The organism is Rufibacter sp. JT3400010 (genome assembly GCF_054956755.1).
In genome coordinates this window covers 1-21731 of the sequence record NZ_JBUDXA010000011.1, presented here as the reverse complement: position 1 = coordinate 21731, position 21731 = coordinate 1, and the positions used below count along the sequence as shown (strand labels likewise).

The 21731-nt window shown below is 49.0% G+C and carries 20 protein-coding genes; 13 read left to right on the top strand and 7 right to left on the bottom strand.

Annotated elements, in window-relative coordinates; genetic code table 11:
• Positions 1 to 151 precede the first annotated feature (151 nt).
• On the bottom strand, positions 152 to 964 hold the full coding sequence (locus ACY0JR_RS12055; protein WP_462634345.1) for an alpha/beta hydrolase: 813 nt from the start codon (positions 962 to 964) through the stop codon (positions 152 to 154).
• Positions 965 to 1115: 151 nt separating this feature from the next.
• Between ACY0JR_RS12055 and ACY0JR_RS12050 the strand changes: the two genes are divergently transcribed.
• From ACY0JR_RS12050 to ACY0JR_RS12030, 5 genes are all read left to right on the top strand, one after another.
• Positions 1116 to 1820 (top strand): esterase family protein, encoded by a 705-nt coding sequence (locus ACY0JR_RS12050; protein WP_462634344.1) that lies wholly within the window; start codon positions 1116 to 1118, stop codon positions 1818 to 1820.
• Between the two features lie 17 nt (positions 1821 to 1837).
• Positions 1838 to 2887, top strand: a complete 1050-nt coding sequence (locus ACY0JR_RS12045) for an ATP-grasp domain-containing protein (protein ID WP_462634343.1) — start codon at positions 1838 to 1840, stop codon at positions 2885 to 2887.
• 24 nt (positions 2888 to 2911) lie between these two features.
• A complete protein-coding gene (locus ACY0JR_RS12040; RefSeq protein WP_462634342.1) occupies positions 2912 to 4015 on the top strand; it encodes a carboxylate-amine ligase in 1104 nt (367 codons plus the stop codon).
• A 96-nt stretch (positions 4016 to 4111) separates the two neighbouring features.
• Positions 4112 to 4939, top strand: coding sequence for a type 1 glutamine amidotransferase (locus ACY0JR_RS12035; protein ID WP_462634341.1), 828 nt, complete (start codon positions 4112 to 4114; stop codon positions 4937 to 4939).
• On the top strand, positions 4936 to 6123 hold the full coding sequence (locus ACY0JR_RS12030) for a hypothetical protein (protein ID WP_462634340.1): 1188 nt from the start codon (positions 4936 to 4938) through the stop codon (positions 6121 to 6123). The genes ACY0JR_RS12035 and ACY0JR_RS12030 overlap by 4 nt, the downstream gene beginning before the upstream one ends.
• Positions 6124 to 6862: 739 nt before the next feature.
• On the opposite strand, the gene sucC is transcribed toward ACY0JR_RS12030, so the two are convergent.
• Positions 6863 to 8059 (bottom strand): ADP-forming succinate--CoA ligase subunit beta, encoded by a 1197-nt coding sequence (gene sucC / locus ACY0JR_RS12025; RefSeq protein ID WP_462634339.1) that lies wholly within the window; start codon positions 8057 to 8059, stop codon positions 6863 to 6865.
• Between the two features lie 397 nt (positions 8060 to 8456).
• Between sucC and ACY0JR_RS12020 the strand changes: the two genes are divergently transcribed.
• The gene (locus ACY0JR_RS12020) at positions 8457 to 9146 is read left to right on the top strand and encodes an ABC transporter ATP-binding protein (RefSeq protein WP_462634338.1); all 690 of its coding nucleotides are present in this window, start codon (positions 8457 to 8459) and stop codon (positions 9144 to 9146) included.
• A gap of 340 nt (positions 9147 to 9486) precedes the next feature.
• On the opposite strand, the gene ACY0JR_RS12015 is transcribed toward ACY0JR_RS12020, so the two are convergent.
• Complete coding sequence (locus tag ACY0JR_RS12015; RefSeq protein ID WP_462634337.1) at positions 9487 to 9621, bottom strand: hypothetical protein; 135 nt, start codon at positions 9619 to 9621, stop codon at positions 9487 to 9489.
• Positions 9622 to 9741: 120 nt separating this feature from the next.
• Between ACY0JR_RS12015 and ACY0JR_RS12010 the strand changes: the two genes are divergently transcribed.
• The 5 genes from ACY0JR_RS12010 (at position 9742) to ACY0JR_RS11990 (ending at position 13635) form a co-directional block, all read left to right on the top strand.
• Entirely contained in the window at positions 9742 to 9942 is a 201-nt protein-coding gene (locus ACY0JR_RS12010) for an HNH endonuclease (protein ID WP_462634336.1), read from the top strand.
• Positions 9943 to 10170: 228 nt separating this feature from the next.
• Positions 10171 to 11229: a DUF6687 family protein gene (locus ACY0JR_RS12005; protein WP_462634335.1), complete on the top strand. Its 1059-nt coding sequence runs from the start codon at positions 10171 to 10173 to the stop codon at positions 11227 to 11229.
• Positions 11230 to 11365: 136 nt separating this feature from the next.
• On the top strand, positions 11366 to 11764 hold the full coding sequence (locus tag ACY0JR_RS12000) for a hypothetical protein (protein WP_462634334.1): 399 nt from the start codon (positions 11366 to 11368) through the stop codon (positions 11762 to 11764).
• Between the two features lie 102 nt (positions 11765 to 11866).
• The gene (locus tag ACY0JR_RS11995) at positions 11867 to 12718 is read left to right on the top strand and encodes a universal stress protein (RefSeq protein WP_462634333.1); all 852 of its coding nucleotides are present in this window, start codon (positions 11867 to 11869) and stop codon (positions 12716 to 12718) included.
• Positions 12719 to 12723: 5 nt separating this feature from the next.
• Entirely contained in the window at positions 12724 to 13635 is a 912-nt protein-coding gene (locus tag ACY0JR_RS11990; protein ID WP_462634332.1) for an EamA family transporter, read from the top strand.
• 315 nt (positions 13636 to 13950) lie between these two features.
• Here ACY0JR_RS11990 and ACY0JR_RS11985 read toward each other — a convergent pair whose 3' ends face one another.
• Positions 13951 to 14742: a transporter gene (locus ACY0JR_RS11985; RefSeq protein ID WP_462634331.1), complete on the bottom strand. Its 792-nt coding sequence runs from the start codon at positions 14740 to 14742 to the stop codon at positions 13951 to 13953.
• Between the two features lie 176 nt (positions 14743 to 14918).
• On the opposite strand from ACY0JR_RS11985, the gene ACY0JR_RS11980 reads away from it, so the two are divergent.
• Both ACY0JR_RS11980 and ACY0JR_RS11975 read left to right on the top strand, forming a co-directional pair.
• On the top strand, positions 14919 to 15770 hold the full coding sequence (locus tag ACY0JR_RS11980) for a M28 family peptidase (protein ID WP_462634330.1): 852 nt from the start codon (positions 14919 to 14921) through the stop codon (positions 15768 to 15770).
• Between the two features lie 359 nt (positions 15771 to 16129).
• On the top strand, positions 16130 to 17002 hold the full coding sequence (locus tag ACY0JR_RS11975; RefSeq protein WP_462634329.1) for a WD40 repeat domain-containing protein: 873 nt from the start codon (positions 16130 to 16132) through the stop codon (positions 17000 to 17002).
• Positions 17003 to 17098: 96 nt separating this feature from the next.
• Here the strand turns inward: ACY0JR_RS11975 and ACY0JR_RS11970 are convergent, their stop codons facing one another.
• The 3 genes from ACY0JR_RS11970 to ACY0JR_RS11960 all read right to left on the bottom strand — a co-directional run bounded on the left by ACY0JR_RS11970 (position 17099) and on the right by ACY0JR_RS11960 (position 21083).
• On the bottom strand, positions 17099 to 18157 hold the full coding sequence (locus ACY0JR_RS11970) for an NAD(P)-dependent alcohol dehydrogenase (protein WP_462634328.1): 1059 nt from the start codon (positions 18155 to 18157) through the stop codon (positions 17099 to 17101).
• Between the two features lie 203 nt (positions 18158 to 18360).
• Positions 18361 to 19296 carry a pyridoxal-phosphate dependent enzyme gene (locus ACY0JR_RS11965; RefSeq protein ID WP_462634327.1) on the bottom strand — a complete coding sequence of 312 codons (936 nt, stop codon included), beginning with the start codon at positions 19294 to 19296 and terminating at the stop codon, positions 18361 to 18363.
• A gap of 179 nt (positions 19297 to 19475) precedes the next feature.
• On the bottom strand, positions 19476 to 21083 hold the full coding sequence (locus ACY0JR_RS11960) for a catalase (protein WP_462634326.1): 1608 nt from the start codon (positions 21081 to 21083) through the stop codon (positions 19476 to 19478).
• Positions 21084 to 21731: the final 648 nt, after the last annotated feature.

The following is a 21731-nucleotide window of genomic DNA, read 5'->3' as shown; positions in this document are numbered from 1 at the left end:
AGGCAAAAACGGGAGCTCTACTACGGGGCTCCCGTTCTTATTGCCAGTATATAAAAAGAGAGCATCCGAGGGAGGTACCTGGATGCTCTCTTTTTATGTAATCAGTATTGTTCTGGGCTGCAAATAAGCTGAGGCCTGAACAATGTATTGGCTATCGGCCGAAGGCCCAGAACAGGAAGCAAGGGATCATTCTGGCCCAGGTAGGCAGGTCATGACGACCACCTATGAGTTCATAGTACTTCACCTCTTCTCCTTTTTTGTAGCCTTTTTTGTAAAGCTCCAGAATGAGGCTGGTGGTGTCATCAATGGAGTCAATGATGCCGTTCTGGTTCCGGTCAGATTTTTCGTCCTGGGTGCCGGCCTCAAACCAGAATTTGAGCTCGGGTTTTTCCTGGGTGGAGCTTACCAGTTTATGGGTGATTCGGTGTTTGTCTGGAGATTCTTTCTTGGCTTCTTTTTTACGCCACCAGAAAGCACCCGAGAAGGCGCCCACGGTAGAGAAAATATCGGGGTGGCGCCAGGCAATGTCAAAGGCGGAAACAGCACCTAGGGAGAACCCAATGATAGACGTAGTGGCGAACTCATAGATGCTGGTTTTCTCGTAAATGGCAGGCAAAAGCTCCTGTACCACAAACTGCCGGTAATTTTCGGCCTCGGCCCCTCTGCCCTTGTAATCTGCCACGCCAGAAATCCCGAATTCTTTGGTGCGCTCACCGGCTTTGATGCCGACGGTTAAGATGGGGTTGATTTGTTTCCTTTTATAAAGCGGCTGCAGGATCTGGTCATACTGCATGGTGGCAAGGTCTTGTCCGTCATTTACCAGAAGCAGATGCAGAGGCTCTACCACACCGTCCATGTCGGGTAGGTACAGCACGCATTCCACTTCTCGGTTTAAAAATTCTGATGTTACCGTCAACTCTTCCGTTCTGATACGCACATCAGTTGCGATGTATTCTAAAAGCATTATATTTAAAAAAGTATTTGTTACAAACTGAAACGAAGGCACTGGTGATAAATACTTTCCAAATCTCGGAATATTTTTAACAATAGTACCCTTTTTGGAATATCCTAATGGAAAGATACAACGTAACCATACAGAATTAATACTGAGGCCCATGATAGAACAGTATCATAAATGGTATTCGCAGCAATTAAGCCGAGACATGGAAATGTTGGTCTACGGCGACAGAGGATACCCCGTTATTCTCTTTCCCACGTCCATGGGCAGGTATCATGAAAACAAAGATTTCAAGCTCATTGACGCTGCCGCCTGGTTTATCAATGAAGGGCTGGTGAAAATCTATTGCATTGACTCCGTTGACAAGCAAAGCTGGTACAACAAAGAGATACATCCCGCAGACCGGGTCAGAACCCATATGGCGTATGATCAAATGTTGTACCAAGAACTGGCACCCTGGGCCATGCAGGAGACGGGTCAGGCCAAAGTGTGCGTGGCGGGTTGTAGTTTTGGCGGGTACCACGCGGCCAACTTCGCCTTCAAACACCCAGACCGGGTAAGCCACCTTTTCAGCATGAGCGGGGCCTTTGACATACGCGGCCAACTGGATGGCTTCTTCAATGATGACGCCTACTATAACAACCCCATAGATTTTGTACGCCATGCCACAGACCCGGCTTTATGGCAGTTAAAGATCATTTTGGGCACTTCTGACCAAGATATCTGCAAAGAATCTAACCTTGTGTTCTCTGCAATCTTACACGGGAAAGGCATTTCCCATTGGCTTGATGTCCGGCCCAACGCAGTCCATGACTGGGCTGTCTGGCGCGAGATGTTTCCGCATTATTTATCTCAGATCTAACGCAAACAACAACCACTATGAAAAAAATAGGAATCTTATTCGGACAGGAAAAAACTTTCCCGCAAGCCTTTGTGGACCGCATCAACCAAAAAGGAGGAGGAGACATTACGGCAGAATTCGTACGCATTGACAAGGTGATTCAGTCAGAAGGACCTGGGTATGATGTAATTGTAGACCGTATCTCGCAGAGCGTGCCTTTTTACCGGGCCATGCTCAAGAACGCCGCCATGGCGGGTACTGCTGTTATCAACAACCCTTTCTGGTGGAGCGCAGATGAGAAGTTCTTCAACAACTCTTTGGCCGTGAGATTGGGCGTGCCGGTACCAAAAACGGTTTTATTGCCTTCCTGCCAAATGCCCGATGATACCACCGGTGACTCTTTCCGGAACCTGAGTTTCCCACTGGACTGGGACGGTATTTTCAATTACGTAGGTTTCCCGGCGTACATGAAACCGTTTGATGGCGGCGGCTGGCGCGATGTCTATAAACTGCATGATGCCCAAGACTTTTTTGATAAGTATAACCAGACCGGCCAACTTGTCATGATGTTGCAGGAGGAAATCATTTTTGATGATTATTTCCGGTGCTACTGCATTGGCGGCGAGCACGTGCGCATTATGCAATATGAGCCCCGCAACCCGCATCATTTGCGCTACGAGCACGGCAAAGCCCCGGCTTCTAAAGAGATTCTGGACCAGGTGCGTGATTACGTCATCAAGCTGAACCAGTACCTGGGTTATGACTTCAATACTGTGGAGTTTGCCATCAGAGACGGGGTGCCGTACGCCATTGACTTCTGCAACCCGGCACCAGACGCAGAATTAACCAGCGTGGGCGAAGAAAACTTTGAGTGGGTAGTGGAAACTGCCGCCAACTACGCCATTGAGCGGGCCAGAAACCACCGGCCGGAGGCAGATAATCTTACCTGGGGCAAATTTGTGACTACGGGCGCAGCCAAAACTTCTTTGTTAGGTGACCAGGCTTCAGTAGGTGCAGCAACACCAGCGGCTATCACAGAGGCACCTGCCAAACCAGCCAGAAAGCCAAGAGCAAAGAAGCTTAGCTAAGTTATCCAACATATCTCGTGCGTTATGAATGAATTCACACTGGGAGTAGAAGAGGAGTTTATGGTGGTAGACCCGGTAACCAGGGAACTTACCTCTCATGATCAGAAGATTGTAGATGCTGCTCAAAAAATACACGAAGACCAGGTGAAAGCAGAGATGCACCAGGCGGTAGTGGAGGTGGGTACCAGCATTTGCCGAAACACAGATGAAGCTCGGGCCGAGGTGATCAAACTGCGGAAAACCGTAGCCACTCTGGCCGGCGAATTAGGATTGCGTATCGGGGCAGCCGGTACGCACCCTTTCTCGCATTGGCAACATCAATTAATTACCGACCATCCGCGCTACTTTGACATTGTCAATGAGCTGCAGGAAGCGGCCCGTTCTAACTTAATTTTTGGGTTGCACGTGCACGTAGGCTTCCAGAGCAGAGAAATGGCTATGCACATTGCTAACGGGGTCCGGTACTTTTTGCCGCACGTGTACGCCTTGTCCACCAATTCGCCTTTCTGGGAAGGCCGGAACACGGGTTATAAATCTTTCAGGACAAAAGTATTTGATAAATTTCCAAGAACCGGTATTCCAGATTATTTCACTAGCATAGAGGAATATGACAGTTATATCAAGCTGTTGGTGAAAACCAACTGCATAGATAACGCCAAGAAGATCTGGTGGGACGTGCGCGTGCACCCGTTCTTTGACACCATTGAGTTCCGGATCTGCGACTGCCCCATGCTGGTGAATGAGACCATGGCGTTTACGGCCATTTTTCAGGCAATCTGTGCCAAACTGTACAAATTGAGAATGCAGAACCTGAAATTCATCACCTACAGCCGGGCACTCATCAACGAAAACAAGTGGCGGGCGGCCCGTTATGGCATTGATGGTAAGATGATTGACTTCGGGCGGGAAGCGGAAGTGAATACCCGTTCCCTGGTGCTGGAATTGCTGGATTTTATTGACGATGTGGTGGACGAATTAGGCAGCCGGGATGAAATCAATTACGTGCACCAGATTCTGGAGCACGGCACCGGCGCCGACCGGCAATTGGAGGTATATAGTAAAAACCAAAGCTTTGCAGATGTAGTAGATTACATTACGTCGCAAACTTTACAGGGCGTTGACGTATAAGGCACAGCGAGCACAATTTCTTGATGTGTTCTGTTTTTGTACTTTCAAATGAAAAGTGCAATTAGTATCTTTGGATTTAACGTTTACTCCACCACAATGTCTATAAAAGTTGCCATCCTTGATATGTATGATGGTCATTCCAACCAGGGGATGAAGTGCATCAAGGATATATTAAAGAAGTTCAGAAAGAATAATGCCGTTGATTTAACCTATGACGCTTTTGATGTAAGGGGGAAAGGCGAATTGCCAGACACCAGTTATGATATCTACATCTCTACCGGCGGACCGGGAAGTCCAACGGAAAGCGAAGGCTCTGCATGGGAAAACAAGTATTTTGCCTTCTTGGATGAGTTAGAAGCCATTAACAATGACCCTAGCCGGTCAGACAAAAAGCATGGTTTCTTTATCTGCCACTCTTTCCAGTTATTGTGCAGAAAGTACCAGTTAGGGAAAGTTGTCAAGAGAAGATCTACTTCTTACGGCATTTTCCCTATCTACAAAACCGAGTACTGGGACCAGGAAGATATCTTCAGCGGCACAGACGAGACCTTCTACGCCGTAGATTCGCGGGACTGGCAAGTAATTGAACCAGATGAAGAGCAGTTCAAAAAAGTAGGAGCGAAGCTGTTGGCCATTGAGAAAGAACGTACCCACGTGAACCTGGAGCGCTGCATGATGGCCATCAGGTTTAATGAATATTTTCTGGGCACCCAATTTCACCCCGAGGCCGATCCTATTGGCTTGCGAACTTTCTTGTTAGAGGAAGAAAACAAGCAGCGCATCATCAATGCCCACGGCGAGAAGAAGTACAATGACATGATTGAGTTGCTGGAGAACCCGGTAGAATTGGAGCTGACTAGAAAAGAAGTTATCCCCACGTTTCTCCAGAATGCCATTAAAAGTATGCAGATCCAAGAGGTATGATCAAAGAAATCAGGGAGAAGTTTAACGCCGCCTTTACGCAGGAAGCGTACCAGCATTTACTGGCGGAACTAGATAGGCAACAAGGTACTCCATTGGGGTTCAGGGTGGCCGAAACCCCTGTTTTCATAGATCAAACCTTTAAACAGAAGCTGATGGCGGCCGGAGATGATTTGGTCAGCACCATCCTCAGAAAAGATTTTAAGCAGATTACAGAGAAGTCAATTCCGCAGGAATGGAGGACCGCTCATGAAAATGAGCGGCCTCATTTTCTTACGTTTGACTTTGCCGTCTGCCGTGACGCGAACGGAGAATTAACTCCTAAGCTCATTGAACTGCAAGGCTTCCCGTCCCTGTATGGTTTTCAGGCCGAATTAGCGAAACAGTACCAAATCCACTTCCCGGTTACCCGTCATCTGTCGCCCTATTTTCAAGACCAAAGTGAGGAGCAGTATTTAGATTTGCTTCGCCGGACTATTATAGGACAGCACCAACCCGAAGAGGTGATTCTGCTGGACATCAATGCCAGGGAGCAGAAAACAGCCATCGACTTCTTTGTCACTGCCCGCTACTTGGGTATTGAGATTGTGGGCTTGGAGGAGCTGAAACAAGTAGAGAATCAGTTCTTCTACATCAAAGACGGCGTAGATTACCCCGTCAAAAAAATCTATAACCGCTTAATCTTTGACGAGGTAGAAAACAGGGAAGAAGCTTTTAAAAACGTGCCTGACCTCTTAACCTCAGATCAGATTGAATGGGTAGGGCACCCCAACTGGTTTTACCGCATCAGCAAGTACACCATGCCTTTTCTGGAGAGCGAATTTGTGCCCCACACTGCTTTCCTATCAGAGGTAAAAACTTTGCCCTCCAACCTTTCAGACTACGTCTTAAAACCCCTTTTCTCCTTCGCCGGTCAGGGCGTGATCATTGATGTTTCTGAATCTGACCTTCATTCTGTAAAAGACCCCGAAAACTGGGTTCTCCAGGAAAAAGTCACCTATGAACCCGTGATCCAAGCCCCAGATGGTTTGGTGAAATGCGAAATCCGGCTCATGTACCTGTGGCCGGACGGTGATGAAAAACCTACGTTGGCTATTAATTTGGCTAGGTTAAGCCGGGGAAAGATGATTGGCGTTCGTTACAACAGTGATTTTGATTGGGTAGGAGGAACCGTTTGCCTTTTCTAATCAGGTATTGATTCATTTTAGGCTTTTGCATCAGCAGTGCGCTGCCGTTTAATAGATACTTTTTTTTATTTTGAGGTTGCTAGGGTGCAGGTAGTTTGCTGTTTCCTTGGATTGGCTGCTTTTGCGTGGGTAGTAGTTTGTGCATGCCTTATATACTTCCCTTGGCTTTTCTGCTTTTAGCGTGGGTGCAAGTGCTTTGTTGTTTCATCTTTTCCGGTAAGCGCTCACGGCCGCGAGGCCCCGTCTTCCCCTCTCGCACTGCCCTTTTGGCCTGCATTGTCCTTTGCGCTTAGCTAAAGCCTTTTTGGGCCAAAAGCGAGGCGCGCTCGGGAAAGACTGGAACTGGCAATGTGTAGGGGAAAGTAGTAATGGACTTCTGCTTCTCTAAAGCAGAGATTCCCCCTTTGAAGGGGGCGAAGGGGGATGTTTACACCTGCCGATCACACGCGTTCCTTTCTCCTCTGTACATGGTTCATGTCTTTGACTTGGACCTAACATGACCGGAAGTTTGCAACTTCCGTGAGCCATAAAGACAAAAGCATATTCCCCTCTTTGGAAGAGGTAAGGCTGGATTCTGTTTCTAACCGCAATACTGACCATTCCTAAGACCTCGTAGCGTCTTCAGATCTAGTAGTGTCTACGTAAATGCCGTTCATCGGCTGTTTTTAAACAAATAGCCTTAAAACAAAAAAAGCCTTCCCATTTCTGAGAAGGCTTTTTCTGGTATGATGTATAAAGCTTAGGCAGTTGCTAAAACTTCTTTCACTTTCTGAGCGGCATCTTTCAAGAGAACGGCAGAGAATACTTTCAGGCCAGACTCGTCAATGATGCGGGCACCTTCCTCGGCATTGGTTCCTTGTAGACGTACAATGATGGGCACATTGATGTCCCCGATGTTCTTGTAAGCTTCTACCACACCGTTGGCAACACGGTCGCAACGTACAATACCCCCGAAGATGTTGATCAGGATGGCTTTTACGTTAGGATCTTGCAGAATCAGGCGGAAACCAGCTTCTACGGTTTGCGCGTTCGCTCCACCTCCTACGTCCAGGAAGTTAGCCGGCTCACCGCCAGAAAGCTTGATGATGTCCATGGTAGCCATGGCTAGACCAGCACCGTTCACCATACAGCCTACGTTACCGTCCAGCTTTACATAGTTCAGGTTGCTTTTGCTAGCTTCTACTTCCAATGGATCTTCCTCGGCAATGTCGCGCAGGTCAGCCAAGTCTTTGTGACGGAACAGCGCATTGTCGTCTAAGTCTACTTTACCGTCTACGGCCAATATTTTATTGTCTGAGGTCTTCAACACCGGGTTGATCTCAAACATCGAAGCATCTGTCTCTAGATACGCCTTGTACAAGTTGGTCAGGAACTTGGTGAATTCCTTGAACGCCTCGCCTTGCAACCCGAAAGCAAATGCAATTTTGTTGGCTTGGAACGGACGAAGACCTACCGCTGGATCAATCCACTCTTTGAAGATTTTCTCTGGCGTGTGCTCGGCTACTTCTTCAATATCCATCCCACCTTCGGTAGACGCCATGATCACGTTCTGGCCTTTGGCGCGGTCTAATAAGATAGATACGTAGTATTCTTTCGGCTCAGAGTCGCCAGGATAATATACATCCTGCGCTACCAATACCTTGTTCACTTTCTTTCCTTCTGGACCAGTCTGGTGCGTTACCAACTGCATGCCAATGATTTGGCCCGCAATCTCTTTCACCTGCTCCAGGTTTTTGGCCAATTTCACCCCGCCGCCTTTACCGCGACCGCCCGCATGAATCTGGGCTTTGATAACGTGCCAGCCAGTGCCGGTTTCCTCGGTTAAACGCTTCGCTGCTGCTACCGCCTCTTCAGGGGTTTCGGCCACTATGCCTTCCTGAATTCTTACGCCGTAGCGTTTCAGAATGTCTTTCGCCTGGTACTCGTGTATATTCATGAGGTTAGGTTGATGTTTTTAGGTGCACGAAAGTAAGGTTTTCAAGGTTCTTTTCAAAACAAAGACCACGATGTGGTCAGTCCTGAGTTCTGAGTCGCAAGTCCTGAGTCATTTTTTACCGTAAAAAGTTAAGATAGTTTAAGCCAGGTGTAGCGGCGTTACACTGTAACCCCGTGGTGCTACAGGGCAATGCTGGTTTCCTACCCACATGCTTCGTTTGAAACAGCACCTTTTCTACGGGTACGGTTAATGGGGCAAAGGCAGCGATTTTGGGGACCTCTACCACGGCGTTACGGTGTAACGCCGCTACGGTTAACTTTAAATGGATTGCTCCGTTTTAGGCAAACAAGGGAACAATTTGCAAATGCCGCATGCTTCCGCTTCTTTTGTAGAAACCATGAGTATAGAGAAACCAGTTTTGTTGGAGGCCCGCGGGCTGTTTAAGTCTTACGGAAAGCTTCCGGTATTAAAAGGAATTGACCTTACCATCGGCGAAGCCGAAGTGGTGTCTATAGTAGGTGCTTCTGGGGCAGGCAAAAGTACGCTGCTGCATCTGTTAGGTACCTTAGACGCGCCTGATGCCGGGGACGTGTACCTGCACGGACAGAAAATATCGGGGATGAGCAACAAAGAGGTGGCCCGTTTCCGGAACCGCAACATTGGCTTCATCTTTCAGTTTCATAACCTGCTGCCTGAGTTCTCTGCTTTGGAAAATGTGTGCTTGCCCGGTTTTTTAGCAGACAGGCCCGAAAAAGAAGTGGAGACCCGCGCCCGAGAACTGTTGCAGATGCTAGGTTTAGGCGAAAGGGTGCACCACAAACCTTCTGAGATGAGCGGCGGCGAACAACAACGTACCGCCGTGGCCAGAGCTCTCATCAACTCGCCCAAACTCATCTTTGCCGATGAACCCAGCGGGAACCTGGACTCCAAAAACGCCGAGGAACTCCACCAGATCTTCTTCAAACTCCGCGAGGATTTGGGTCAGACCTTCGTGCTCGTCACCCACAACCCCGTTTTAGCAGACATGGCTGATCGCAAGCTCACCATGAAAGACGGTTTCCTCCTTCAACCCGAGGAGGTAGAGTAGGGTGAGGCACTCGTAGGCCTGAGGACACTAGGAGGTTATTTAAAGGAAAGCTAATTCTTGTGCGGGAGGTGCTTTCTGCATGAACGTAGATTGTTTAAAGCCCACTTACTTAAAAAAAGCCCAAATCAGAACTTACTCACACTTTTAGCGCGAAGCTCAGTTTCTTGACGTAAGCTGATGCGCATCTATTAGACTGGTCTAAAGAGGAAAGCAGCAATGTTAATCCTTGTGTTTTGCTTACTGTCTTTTCAAGCCGAATTTCCTAAAACAACCCTGAAACTACCTTAGCCTCCTGTTCAGCTTAGAACCCATATTTCCGCATTAACTCACCGTCTTTACGTTATGATACTAGCAGCATCATCGTCACAAAGACCAGGATGTGCGTAAACATATCGGAGGTCAGGTTGCACAACAGCCCTTTGTTTACTTTGAAGTTACGCCTGCGGCTGATGGGGAAAGTGGAAGGGTAGGGCATGAGTTCTCAGAACCGCCTTTCTGGAAGGAACATTTGCATTACTATCTAAACCAATGGGACGTTTAACCTCTAGACTGAAGCCGGTAGAACGTAGCAGCGCTGAAGGAACCAGAACGTAGTATGGCTAAAAGAATCAGGAAGAAGGAAGAGAGCGCAGACCCGCTATGTGCGCTGTGTGAACGGGAAGTAGGGTTCACCACCTTGCATCACCTTATACCTAGAGAGGAGGGAGGTCGGCACGGGCCCACGGCTCCCTTGTGCCAGCCTTGCCACAGTACGGTTCATCTCACCTTTACTAACAAAGAGTTGGCCGTGTTGTAAAATTCCATTCCGGCGTTACGGGCTGCTGAAGGGCTTCAGAAATACCTGCAGTGGGTGCGCACCAAACGGCTAGATAAAATCACCAACCGGCGTGGGAAAAGGAAGTAATTTATAAGTTCGTCTTTTCAGGCTGTTTTTGCCAAATCGGTCTCCAAATACCTAATTTAGAATACTGGTTGTTTAAAGCAACAACCGCTTACGTTAACCCCCGCTCGCCATTTCTCTCTTATGAACCAATTTACATATCTCCCTTTTCCGCAGATAAAAGAACAGCCCGCCGTGGTGGTAGACAGTTTTCACCCCAATGGATTAGTGCTGTCGCACTGGCGGGAAGCGCCTACCCCGGTAGAACTTCGGGAAGATACCAGTGCCGGCATGGTACTCCAGGCGATCAAACAAGGTTGGCCAGATCTGCAGAAGTACCGGTTCGTGACGGCCAACCACTTTGACATAGATGCGTTTGTAGGTGTGTGGGCGCTCCTGAACCCAGAGCTGGCGTTGCAACATGAAGAAACTTTGCGGCAAATGGCCATCATCGGAGATTTCAGGGAGTTGGATTTAGAGGCTCCTTTCGCCAAAGAAGCCCTAAAGCTGGTTTGCTGGATAAATGCCGAAGAAAAGGCCAGGTTTTATCCTCCGTTCGGGGCCGAAGATCTGGAAGAAAATGAGGTAATTGCCTCTATCCCTAAATTCTTATACTTTATTGATTCTTTTGAAAAAGTGATTCTAAATACTGCATTATTTCAACAAGTGTGGCAAGCGGAATTTAATGAGGTATTGAGAGGGTATGGCCAAATACATGGTATTGATTCTAAAATAATTCACAATAATGGTTTGGGTTTGGTTGTTATAGAAACCCCAAATCCTGTTCATTATTATGCGTTGTTCGGTCCTACGACTGGGTATGACATTGTGGTTTCCTGCTACGCCCAAAATCGTTACGAAGTAGAATGTAAGTACACCACCTGGGTAGACCTGGAAAGCCGGACTACACTCCCTCGCCCCAATTTGCGGCCTTTGGCCCAACTTCTTACTTCTATGGAGGAGTCTGGTTGCAGCTGGGTAGCCGATGGCGTGACCGACACCGGCCCTTTGCTGCGGTTGCAAGGAGAAAGGTTGAGCAAAGTCCAACGGTACGGCAACCCCACTGAAAGAACCATTGTTTCTTCTTCCATTCGCAGAGATTCATTCTTGGAGACAGTGCTAAATTATTTGCAAAATACATTTTATGGAGTAGCTCCTAGAAAACGGTGGACCTGGGCAGAAGTAAAAGATTTCAATCAGTGAAATGATAAAATTCTGTGTTGTTATTGCTGTGTTATGAAATGTTTTCTATCTTTGTATAAACAAAATAGTTTAATTGCCCCTCTCCGGTATCCCCCATCCTGATAGTGGTGCTTCTGCAGAAATGTTTGATGCTCCCATGGTTATAATCGCCCAAACTCCCTTATACCACTTGAAAGTGGAAAGGGAGAAGAATAGAATCTACCTAAACCTTCTAGGCTCCTGGAACAAGCCAGAAGAGGTGCCTTTCTATTTAGTACATCTGAAGGAAGCGTTAGATTTGGTAAAGCCAGGTTTCTCAATCTTAACAGACAGCAGGGTGTTAGAAGAGTACGCACCATCGGTACGTCAACTGCACATTGATGCTCAGAAAATGACCATAAAGGCCGGAATTTCACAGGTGGCAGAGGTGCATGACCCAAAAAACGAAATCAATCAGGTGATTGTGGCCATTGCCGAGGAAAGCAAAATGCCGCTTAATATTTTTGACAGCCTGGAAGATGCAGATGCCTGGCTCTCTGAAACACATCCTAAATAGGGGAGGTTTCCTTTTCAGGAAAGTATAACCCATTTGCTATATTCACGTTTTGTAAGGTAATACGCATGTTCAGATTTGAACCATTCTCTAGCCTTGCATCCTATGAAAAAGATTGTTTGCCCCGTTGATTTCTCCAAGACATCTAACAAAGCGGCCGAATATGCCGCACAAATAGCTCAGCGTACCGGTGCTTCGCTTACGCTGCTTCACGTCTTGCATTTGCCCATGATGGACACCACCGAATCTGCCCTCATGGCCAGTCAGGTGTTGGACGAGCAACGCCGCATCACTTCAGATAAACTCCATTCTCTTTCTCTGCACTTGCAAACCGCCTTTGGCGAAGGCGGTGCCTCTGTGTCCATTGACACCAAAGTGCAGGAAGCGTTTCTAGCCGATGCCGTAGAGCGCCTGGTGAAGGAGGAAGGATATGATTTTGTGGTCTTGGGCACTACGGGTGGCGGCAATACGCTGGAAGAGATTCTGATTGGCAGCAACACAGAAAGCGTTATTTCACAGTTAAAATGCCCGGTTTTGGCTATTCCGGCCAATGCAACTGTGCCGGAACTCCACCGCATTGTGTACGCCTCAGATTACCAACCCGAAGACACGCGCGCATTAGCTCAGGTTTTGGAATTGGCGCGCGTCTTTCAGGCAGAGGTGGAAGTAGTGCACATCACCAACAAAGCCGGGGCAGATGGCGGCAGCCATGCCCAGGAGTTTATCCAGATGCTACGAAACCAGTTCAGCAATTTCCCTATCCATTTTCAGGAAGTGGAACACTCTGATAAAGAGACGGGCCTTAAAGAGTTTCTGAGCCATACCCAAAGCAATATGCTGGCCATCCTGAAAAAGCGCCGAAGCTTTTTCAAAGATCTGTTTGGGATGAGCCTTTCAGAGAAACTAACGTATCAAACCAAATTGCCGCTGCTGGTGCTCCACGCAGACGCTGATTAATCCACATGAACACCCCTACATCTTCCAGTGCTCCGGCTACCGGATGGCTTAAAATCGCGGCCTTTGCCGCGATTTACATTATATGGGGCTCCACATACCTGGCCATCGCCTTTGCCATAGAAACTTTGCCGCCTTTCTTAATGGCCGGGCTTCGGTTTTTATTGGCGGGCGCTATTTTATTTACGTGGGCTCGTTTGCGCGGCGAGAAAGCGCCCTCGGGCCTGCATTGGCGTAATACGGCCATCATTGGCGGTTTGCTCTTATTGATTGGGAATGGAGCCGTGGTGTGGGCTGAGCAGCGGGTGGCTTCTGGCATAGCAGCCTTGTTGGTCACCACAGAGCCGTTGTGGGTAGTGGTTCTGCAATGGCTGGGCAAGTCTAAAAGAGCTCCTTCCAACGGCGTGATGCTAGGCCTTGTGTTGGGTGCCATAGGTATGATGGTGCTGGTAAGCCCCTGGGAATTGGAGGGCGGCGTTGATTTACTGGCCAGCACCGCCATCTTTTTATCTGCGGGAGCCTGGGCCTGGGGCTCTCTTTTTTCGTCCCGGGCAACTTTGCCTTCTTCGCCAGTGCTCACCACGGGCATGCAAATGCTGTGCGGCGGCGGCTTGTTACTGTTAGCCGGTACTGCGGCGGGCGAATGGCAAACTACCCAGTGGTCTGCCGTAAGCCAACGCTCCTGGCTGGCTTTAAGCTACCTGGTGGTGTTTGGGTCATTGATTGCGTTCTCGGCGTATAGCTGGCTGACTAGAGTAGCGCCTCCCGCGCAGGTTTCCACGTACGCTTACGTCAATCCGGTTATTGCGGTGCTGCTGGGCTGGGCCTTCGCCCATGAGATAGTGACCGGCCAAACGATCATTGCGGCCTTTCTGCTGGTAGCCGCCGTGGTGATTATTACGCTTAAGTCTAAGCACTAAAAGTTTAGCCGAGTTTATTAATAACAAAATTTGGAGTGAATTATTCCCTCGCTCGCCTCTGGCGAGTGTGAGCTACCCGCGGCGTCCCGCCGCTTAGAATATAATTAACAGATAACATCACGCGGGCATAGGCCGCAAGTAGCTCACACTCGCCAGAGGCGAGCGAGGGCGTAACTTATGAGTATAGTGAAAAGCAAAATGTCTAGCACCGTCTGTTTCAGCCCTGTTTTCTAAAAACATCTTCTAAACAGATCAGCCCGGCTTAAAGTTTGAAAGACTGCAAGCCGGGCTGGTCTTCTATAAAGAAATGGACGGCTATCGAGGTAACCGGAAGCTGATTCCGCCGCCAACAAACATTTCGGGAGCTTGGGAGGAAACGCCAGTTCCTACAATGGTGTCTAGTTGCAGGTTGGGCAATACCATGTATTGAATGCTGCCGTCTATCTGATTTTCGGCGGGACTGCCTTTGGGTTTTTCGCTGAAGAATTCTGCTGCCAGTGTAATTTTCTCACTTACCTTTCCGCTAAACGTGGCCGAGTATTGGAGCTGGTTTTCCATCCCTTCGTCTCCCATCTCGCGCTGAAAGCCCGCATTGTACTGGAGCTTTAGCTTGTCTGAGAGTTCGTTTGAAAACAGGACCATTACTTCTGGGGCTACTTTTCTGGGTTCAAAGGCATCGGCACCCCAGGGTAATTCCAGCATAGCTAGTAAGGAGATCTGAGGGACGGCACCCTGGGCCTCTACAAAGTTTATCTTCGTGCCCACGCGTACGGTACTCAGCCCTTTTTCCTGTTGTAGCAGACTTTCACCCATCCGGTAATCTTCGCGGCGAAAAGTGGCTTCTACCCTGAATTCGGCAGATTTTAAAACGCCAATACGTAGTAGTGCCTGCGGATAAAGCCATTGTTTGTTTTCAATTCCATCCTGCTTTTGCTTCTGGTATCTAAAGCCGGTTTCCAATTGGTAAAAACCGCGGGGTACCACGCTGGCTGCTTCTGTGCGAGTGGGACGGTCTGTTTCAAACTCCGGATCTGAGTTCTCCGTTTGCTGGGCAAAAGCCCCTAATTGAAAGAGGGAAAGTGATAGAAGTAGTAAAAGCTTTTTCATGGTTATAGATAAGTACGATCTGCGTACGGGGTGGCACATGCCCGGGTTGATACAGCAACCCATTTCAACTTCTATATAGTAGAAACTAGCGCAGAAACCGTATTAATTCTACTCTGCCAAAAGCAACCACAATGTCTGGGAGTAGTAAAAAGCAAAGACCATCTTCCCTATCTGCCATGCCTATTCAACGCGACCGCCTCTACGCCGATGTGCAATTTTTAACAACGCTGAACCCGCCCCGCAGCATCAGCTACCCGGAGTCACTAAAGAAAGCGGCAGCGTACATTGAAGCAGAATTTTGTAAGCTGAGCGGACGGGTAAGCAAGCAGGAACTGCACCGGGGCTTTCAGAACCTAATTTTGTCTTATGGTCCGGAGGGCGGTGAACGGGTGATTGTAGGCGCCCATTATGATGCCTGCGGCGATACTCCCGGCGCCGACGACAACGCCAGTGCCGTAGCTGGTTTGTTGGAATTGGCCCGCGCCCTGCATGAGGAAAAGCCCGAAGTAAAGCACAGGATTGATTTTGTCGCTTTCAACTTTGAGGAGCCGCCATATTTTGCCACCGAGAAAATGGGGAGCGCCGTGCACGCCAAAGCTATGAAGCAAGACAAAGTTGCCGTAAAGCTGATGATCTGCCTGGAGATGATCGGGTATTTTACAGACAAGCCCAACTCGCAGGAGTTTCCGCACCCGTCTCTGAAGAACCTGTATCCCAGCATCGGTAATTTCATTGTGGTGGTAGGAAAAATGGGACAGGAGCGTACCATTAACCGGGTACAGCAATTCATGAAAGAACATTCCAGGGTAGATGTCCAGTCCATTGCCGCGCCGCCGGGGTTGCCGGGCGTCTCCCTTTCAGACCACCGCAACTACTGGGAACAAGGCTACCAGGCCGTCATGATCAATGACACCTCCTTTCTGCGGAACCCCCATTACCACCAGAAATCAGATACCATAGACAAACTTGACTTTGCCAGAATGACCGAAGTAGTAAGGGGTGTGTACGCGGCTATGTTGAATTTCTAAGGTAATTGGCTGAGAGCAAGTAGGCTAGAGAAGAGGCGTATTGCCCATGCTTGCCGTTAAAGTGTAAAAATAGCCTCTCATAAATACGATGGTTCAACTGTCTCCAGAAATATTTTAGCGTAAGAAAATATGTAACTGCTTCTGTACTAATACTATGAAAGGTGCGCGTTTAAGCAACAAAGAACCTATGCCGAATACTGGCATGTATATTGCAATATTATTTTATATTTTTGCACTTTGTTGAATTAAAATTGATTTATTTTCCTTTCTTGAGAATGAATAGAAGCGCTTTCTTTTTACTATGCTTTTGTTTCTTTGCCCAGGTTTCCTTTGGTCAGACGAAGCTTAAACCTCTTGTCTTGCTGAAACACGAAGAAGACCTGAAGTTTCAGGATGCAGATTTCTCACCAGAGGGGAATAGGCTTGTTTCTGTGGGGAACAAAGGCGCGGTGTACCTGTGGGACGTTTCCCAGACCTTTCCGGTGAGCTATAAACAAGTGCACGAGGGTACTGCGTTGGCTTGTGCCTACTCTAGTGACGGTAAATACATTATCACCGGGGGTGAGGAGAAGTCCATTAAAATACTGCGGGCAAATGATCTCAGCCTGGTGAAAACCATTGAAGGTCTGCCTGCGCAGGTCAGAGAAGTTGCCTTGTCTGGTAACCGCTTGGTGGTGCTGCTGCAAAACAGTGAAATTCAAATCTATGCTGCTGATTCCTGGACCAAAGTGGGCCAACCCCGCTACGCAGCCAGGGAGTCCAGAATTCTGTTTAACCACAAAGGCGACCGTTTCTATACTTGGTTCTCCAGCCGTATTTCGGTTTACTCCGCTAAGGATGGGCAACTGCTCAAGGTTTTCAAAACCAATTACGCCACGCCCACAGACCTGGCCATCAGCAGAGATGATAAGTACTTAGTGGTGGGTTTTGGGCAAGCAGATGACATCATGCGCATTTACCACATTCCAGATTTCAAGCAAGTCAAGGCAGTGAAGAAAAGCGGCTCCGGAGATTACGCCAGCGGTATTTCGTTTTTCCATAACAGCAACAAAATCATTTACCAATCAAATGCCGGTATCTCTAACCTAAAGGTCTATGATTTGGAAAAGGACAGGCATAGCTCGTTGTCCAGAGGAAATCCGGTGGTGAGAACTTCTCTCTCCAAAGATGATACTACCTTGTTACTGGCGCCTAAGGCAAGTAATGCCATTCAGCTAATGTCTGTGCTATAGGCTTTCGTTTTGGCATTGTTTTCAGAGAAATCCCTTCAAAACAGGAGCGCCCACCTTTCTAGGTGGGCGCTCCTGTTTTGAAGGGATAGAAATAGGTTAGGCACTGGTATTTTCCAGACTAGCCATGTCTATCACAAAACGGTACTTCACGTCGCCGGCCAACATACGGTCATAGGCCGTGTTGATCTGGTTGATGTTGATGACCTCAATATCAGACAGAATGTTGTGCTCGGCGCAGTAATCCAACATTTCCTGGGTTTCGGCGATGCCACCGATCAAAGAACCGGCAATGCTGCGGCGACCGAAAATAAGGGTACCCGCGTGCAATTCAGGAGCTTCGGGCGGAACGCCCAGCAGAATCATGGTTCCGTCGCGGCGCAGCAGACTGGCGTACATGTCCAGACTTACCTTCGCCGATACGGTGTTGATGATAAAGTCAAAATAGCCGCTCACTTGCTTTAAAGCCTCTGGGTCTTTGGTGACTACAAATTTGTGAGCGCCCAAAGCCTGCGCATCGGCTTCTTTGTTAGGTGAGGTACTCAGAACGGTTACTTCGGCGCCCATGGAAGCCGCCAATTTCACCGCCATGTGGCCCAGTCCGCCCAAGCCTACTACGCCCACTTTGTGGCCTTGGCCCACGCCCCAGTGGCGCAGCGGAGAGAAAGTAGTGATACCGGCGCACAGCAAAGGAGCCACGCGGGCCAAATCCTGATTTTCCTGAATTCTCAGCACGAAGTCTTCAGACACTACAATCTGGTTGGAGTAACCACCGTAGGTAGGCGTTTCCAGGCCCGGTTCAGGGCTGTTGTAGGTGCCAATGAAGCCTTGCTCGCAGTATTGTTCCAGCCCGTCATTGCAGCTGGGGCAAGACTGGCAGGAACCTACCATACAGCCTACGCCCGCCATTTCGCCCACGCTGAATTTCTTAACGTGGTCGCCAACTTTCACAATTCGGCCTACAATCTCGTGGCCTGGTACTACGGGGTACAGGGCACCGCCCCATTCGCCTTTAGCGGTGTGTAGGTCTGAGTGGCAAACTCCGCAGAACAGGATTTCAATCAAGACATCATGCGGACCTACGTCACGGCGTTCAAAGTTGAAGGGCGCTAATGGGGAGTTGGGGTCAAAAGCAGCGTATCCCTTGGTTTCTATCATAGTCTTATAATTAATGGTATAGTGGATGAGGTGTGAACTTTCAAATACGGGAAGTTGGCTGTGAAGATATGGTTGCTTTTGGGCTTATCCTTTCCGTAGATGGTAAGGGGTTGGCTTTCAAGTGCTGTTCTCCAGGAAACCATGTCTGTGGCAAGTCTCTTCTCAGGCACGTTCTCTTTTACGCCTGCTTTACCAAAACAGCCCTAAAACGGAAGTTTGGTGACATCTACGTTGCCGCCCGACAGAATCACGCCCACCTTTTGACCGGCGTAATCAGATTTGTCTCGTAGTAAGGCGGCCAACGCGACGGCGCTGGAAGGTTCCACAATTATTTTCATGCGCTCCCAGATAAGCCGCAGGGCCGCCGTGATTTCGCTTTCCTCTACCCTGATGATTTTCGCTACATATTGCTGAATAATAGGAAAGTTGATGTCGCCCAGCTGGGTTCTGAGTCCGTCTGCGAGGGTGTTGGTGCTGTCATTGCTTTCTATCTGTCCGCTGAGCAGCGAACGGTAGGCGTCATCGGCTTCAAAAGGTTCTCCGCCTATCACTTGGCAGTTATTCCCGAAAAAGTGGGCTGCCAACGCGGTACCGCCAATCAGGCCACCTCCGCCCACGGGCGAAAAAAGGTAACGTAAATCGGGATGGTTTTCCAACAGTTCCAGCGCCGCGGTGCCCTGCCCCAGAATAACTTCCCTATCATTAGACGGATGGATGAAGAACGCGCCCGTTTCTTTTTCAACCTGCGCGGCCACTTCCTCCCGCGCCATGGGTGTAGAGGCACTCTCAATGATTTCACCACCGTACCCCCGCACAGCATCTTTTTTCACCTGCGGTGCATTCTCAGGCATGACAATGTAGGCTTTCACGCCAATGCTTTGCGCCGCCAAGGCCAACGCCTGCGCGAAGTTACCGGACGAATGCGTGACCACACCCTTTGCTTTCTGTTCTTCTGAAAGTTGCAGCACGGCGTTCATGGCGCCCCGCATTTTGAAAGCGCCCATGCGTTGGAAGTTCTCACACTTAAAGAACAGTTCTGCTCCGGCTATTTCATTGAGCAAGCGGGAGGTAAGCACCGGGGTGCGGTGAATGAAAGGCACAATTCTGGACTGGGTGGCAAGTAGGTCTTCTTTTTGCATAGGAAAAGATAACTGGGTTTCTGGGCTTCTATTTACAAAGAAAGCAGAAACCAGGAAAGTGGAGCGGAATGAAGCGGGAGCGGGTTTTCTGTGTCATTTTGTGAAAACGGCCTGAAAACAGAAATGCCACCCCAAAGAGGCGGCATTTCTTACCTGTGAATTAAAAAACAACTAAACAATTAATAGGGATCTGCCGGATGCGACACTTCTTTGGCCTGGTCTACGCCTTCCTGCGGAGAAATGGCGCCGCTTGGGCCTTTATCGTCCTGAGATTTGGTGGTTTTCGCCAGACCTTCGGCTACTCTGCGGCCATAATCTTCATCTGCCAGGGTGAAGTGCTCAATCATCTTGTCCTGAATCCGCTTATCGGCAGTAGCCAGGGTATTGACCAGATTGGTGATCAAATCATCGCGCTCCCAGTCCTGGAAGTTGCGGTACGTCTCCCCGGCTTGCTTGAAGTCATTGGTGCGGTCAATTTTCTGACGAACCAGATTGGCTTCGTAGCGAGGTTGGTACTCTTTTCCGGCTTTTGGCGCTTCTTTGATGTTACCCAAGGTAGAAGGCTCATAGTTGATGTGCGGGTTTTGGCCGTCTCCGAAATCAGAGTGGAAGGACATCTGGCCGCCTCTTTGGTTGGTGGCCACTCGGGCTTTAGGTGCGTTGATAGGCAGTTGCAGGTAGTTGGCACCTACTCTGTACCGTTGGGTATCTGAGTAAGAGAAAGTACGACCCTGCAGCATTTTGTCATCTGAGAACTCCAGACCGTCAACCAGAACCCCAGTTCCAAACGCTGACTGCTCTACCTCGTTGAAATAATCAACCGGGTTGCGGTTCAAGGTCATTTTACCTACTGGCAGGAACGGGAACTGCTCTACTGGCCATAATTTAGTGTCATCCAGCGGGTCGAAGTCTAGTTCTGGGTGCTCGTCATCGCTCATGATCTGCACGCAAAGCTCCCACTCTGGGAAGTTTCCTTCTTTAATGGCCTCAAACAGGTCTTGGGTAGCGTGGTTGAAGTTCTTGCCCTGGATTTCCTGTGCCTCGGCTTGTGTTAAATTGCGGATGCCTTGCAGTGGTTCCCAGTGGTATTTCACCAGCACCGCTTCGCCCTCGGCGTTCACCCATTTGTAGGTGTTCACGCCGGAGCCTTGCATCTGGCGGTAGTTGGCCGGAATGCCCCACGGCGAAAACAGGAATGTAGCCATGTGGGTAGCTTCTGGCGTATTGGCGATAAAGTCAAAAATACGCTCGCCGCTTTGGATGTTGGTTACCGGATCTGGCTTCTGCGAGTGAATCAGATCTGGAAATTTCATGGCATCTCTAATGAAAAAGATCTTCAGGTTGTTTCCAACTAAATCCCAGTTTCCGTCTTCAGTGTAGAATTTAACGGCGAAACCGCGTGGGTCACGCAGCGTTTCCGGGGAGTGCCCGCCGTGGCCTACGGTAGAGAAACGCACAAATACATCGGTTTTCTTTCCTTTTTCCTGGAACAGCTTGGCGCGGGTGTATTTGGCAATTGGCTCATCACCTACTTTTCCGTATGCCTCAAAAACACCGTGCGCCCCGGCTCCTCTAGCGTGTACCACGCGTTCTGGGACGCGCTCCCGGTCAAAGTGGCTGATCTTCTCAATGAAGTGGTAGTTCTCCAACGTAGCGGGACCACGGTTCCCCACCGTCCGGATGTTCTGGTTGTCGGTAACCGGATGGCCCTGGCGCGTGGTGAGGTTCTGGCTCTCCTGGCCATTGCTTCCGGCTTGTCCGTTGGCTTTATTTTGATCTTTTTCCATAGATGAATGGGATTTAGGGATGTTAACTATATAAACGCTTCTACCTCAAGGAGGTTTAATAATTGCGCATGACTTTAGGGCTACTCGCCAGAAGAAGCAAGAAAAGCTTTTTGGGCTCGTTTTAACTCACTTTCTGCTGAAGTATACCCTAAAGGTGCGGGGTTTGTTTTTATCTATCAAATCAATAATGATTATGGTTTGATAGTTTTGTGTTATAAAGAACCTTTAGGTAAAGAAAAGAGGTGCGTTTGTGGGGCATGTCGTTTGCTGTTTCCTTGGCGTGGCCCGGTTGTTACTTTGTATTTGTTTGTGCACGCAGTTTGCCTGTTGCTGGTGTAGCGGGTGTATGATGCGGTGCCCTTATGCTTTGTTGTTGCATGGTTTCCCTCTGTGCGCTCACGGCCGCGAGGCCCCGTCTTCCCCTCGCGCACTGCCCTTTCGGCCTGCAGTGTCCTCTGCGCTTAGTCTTGCCTTTGCAGGGCCAAAAGCGAGGCGCGCTCGGGAAAGACTGGAAAGGGGAATGTAGCAATGGGTTCCTGCCCTCTAAAGCAGAAACTCCCCCTTCGAAGCAGGGCCGTTAAGTTCTAAAAGTTGATATGGTTCAAGTTTTCAACTTGGACCTAAAATGAGCTGAAGTTTGCAAATCAG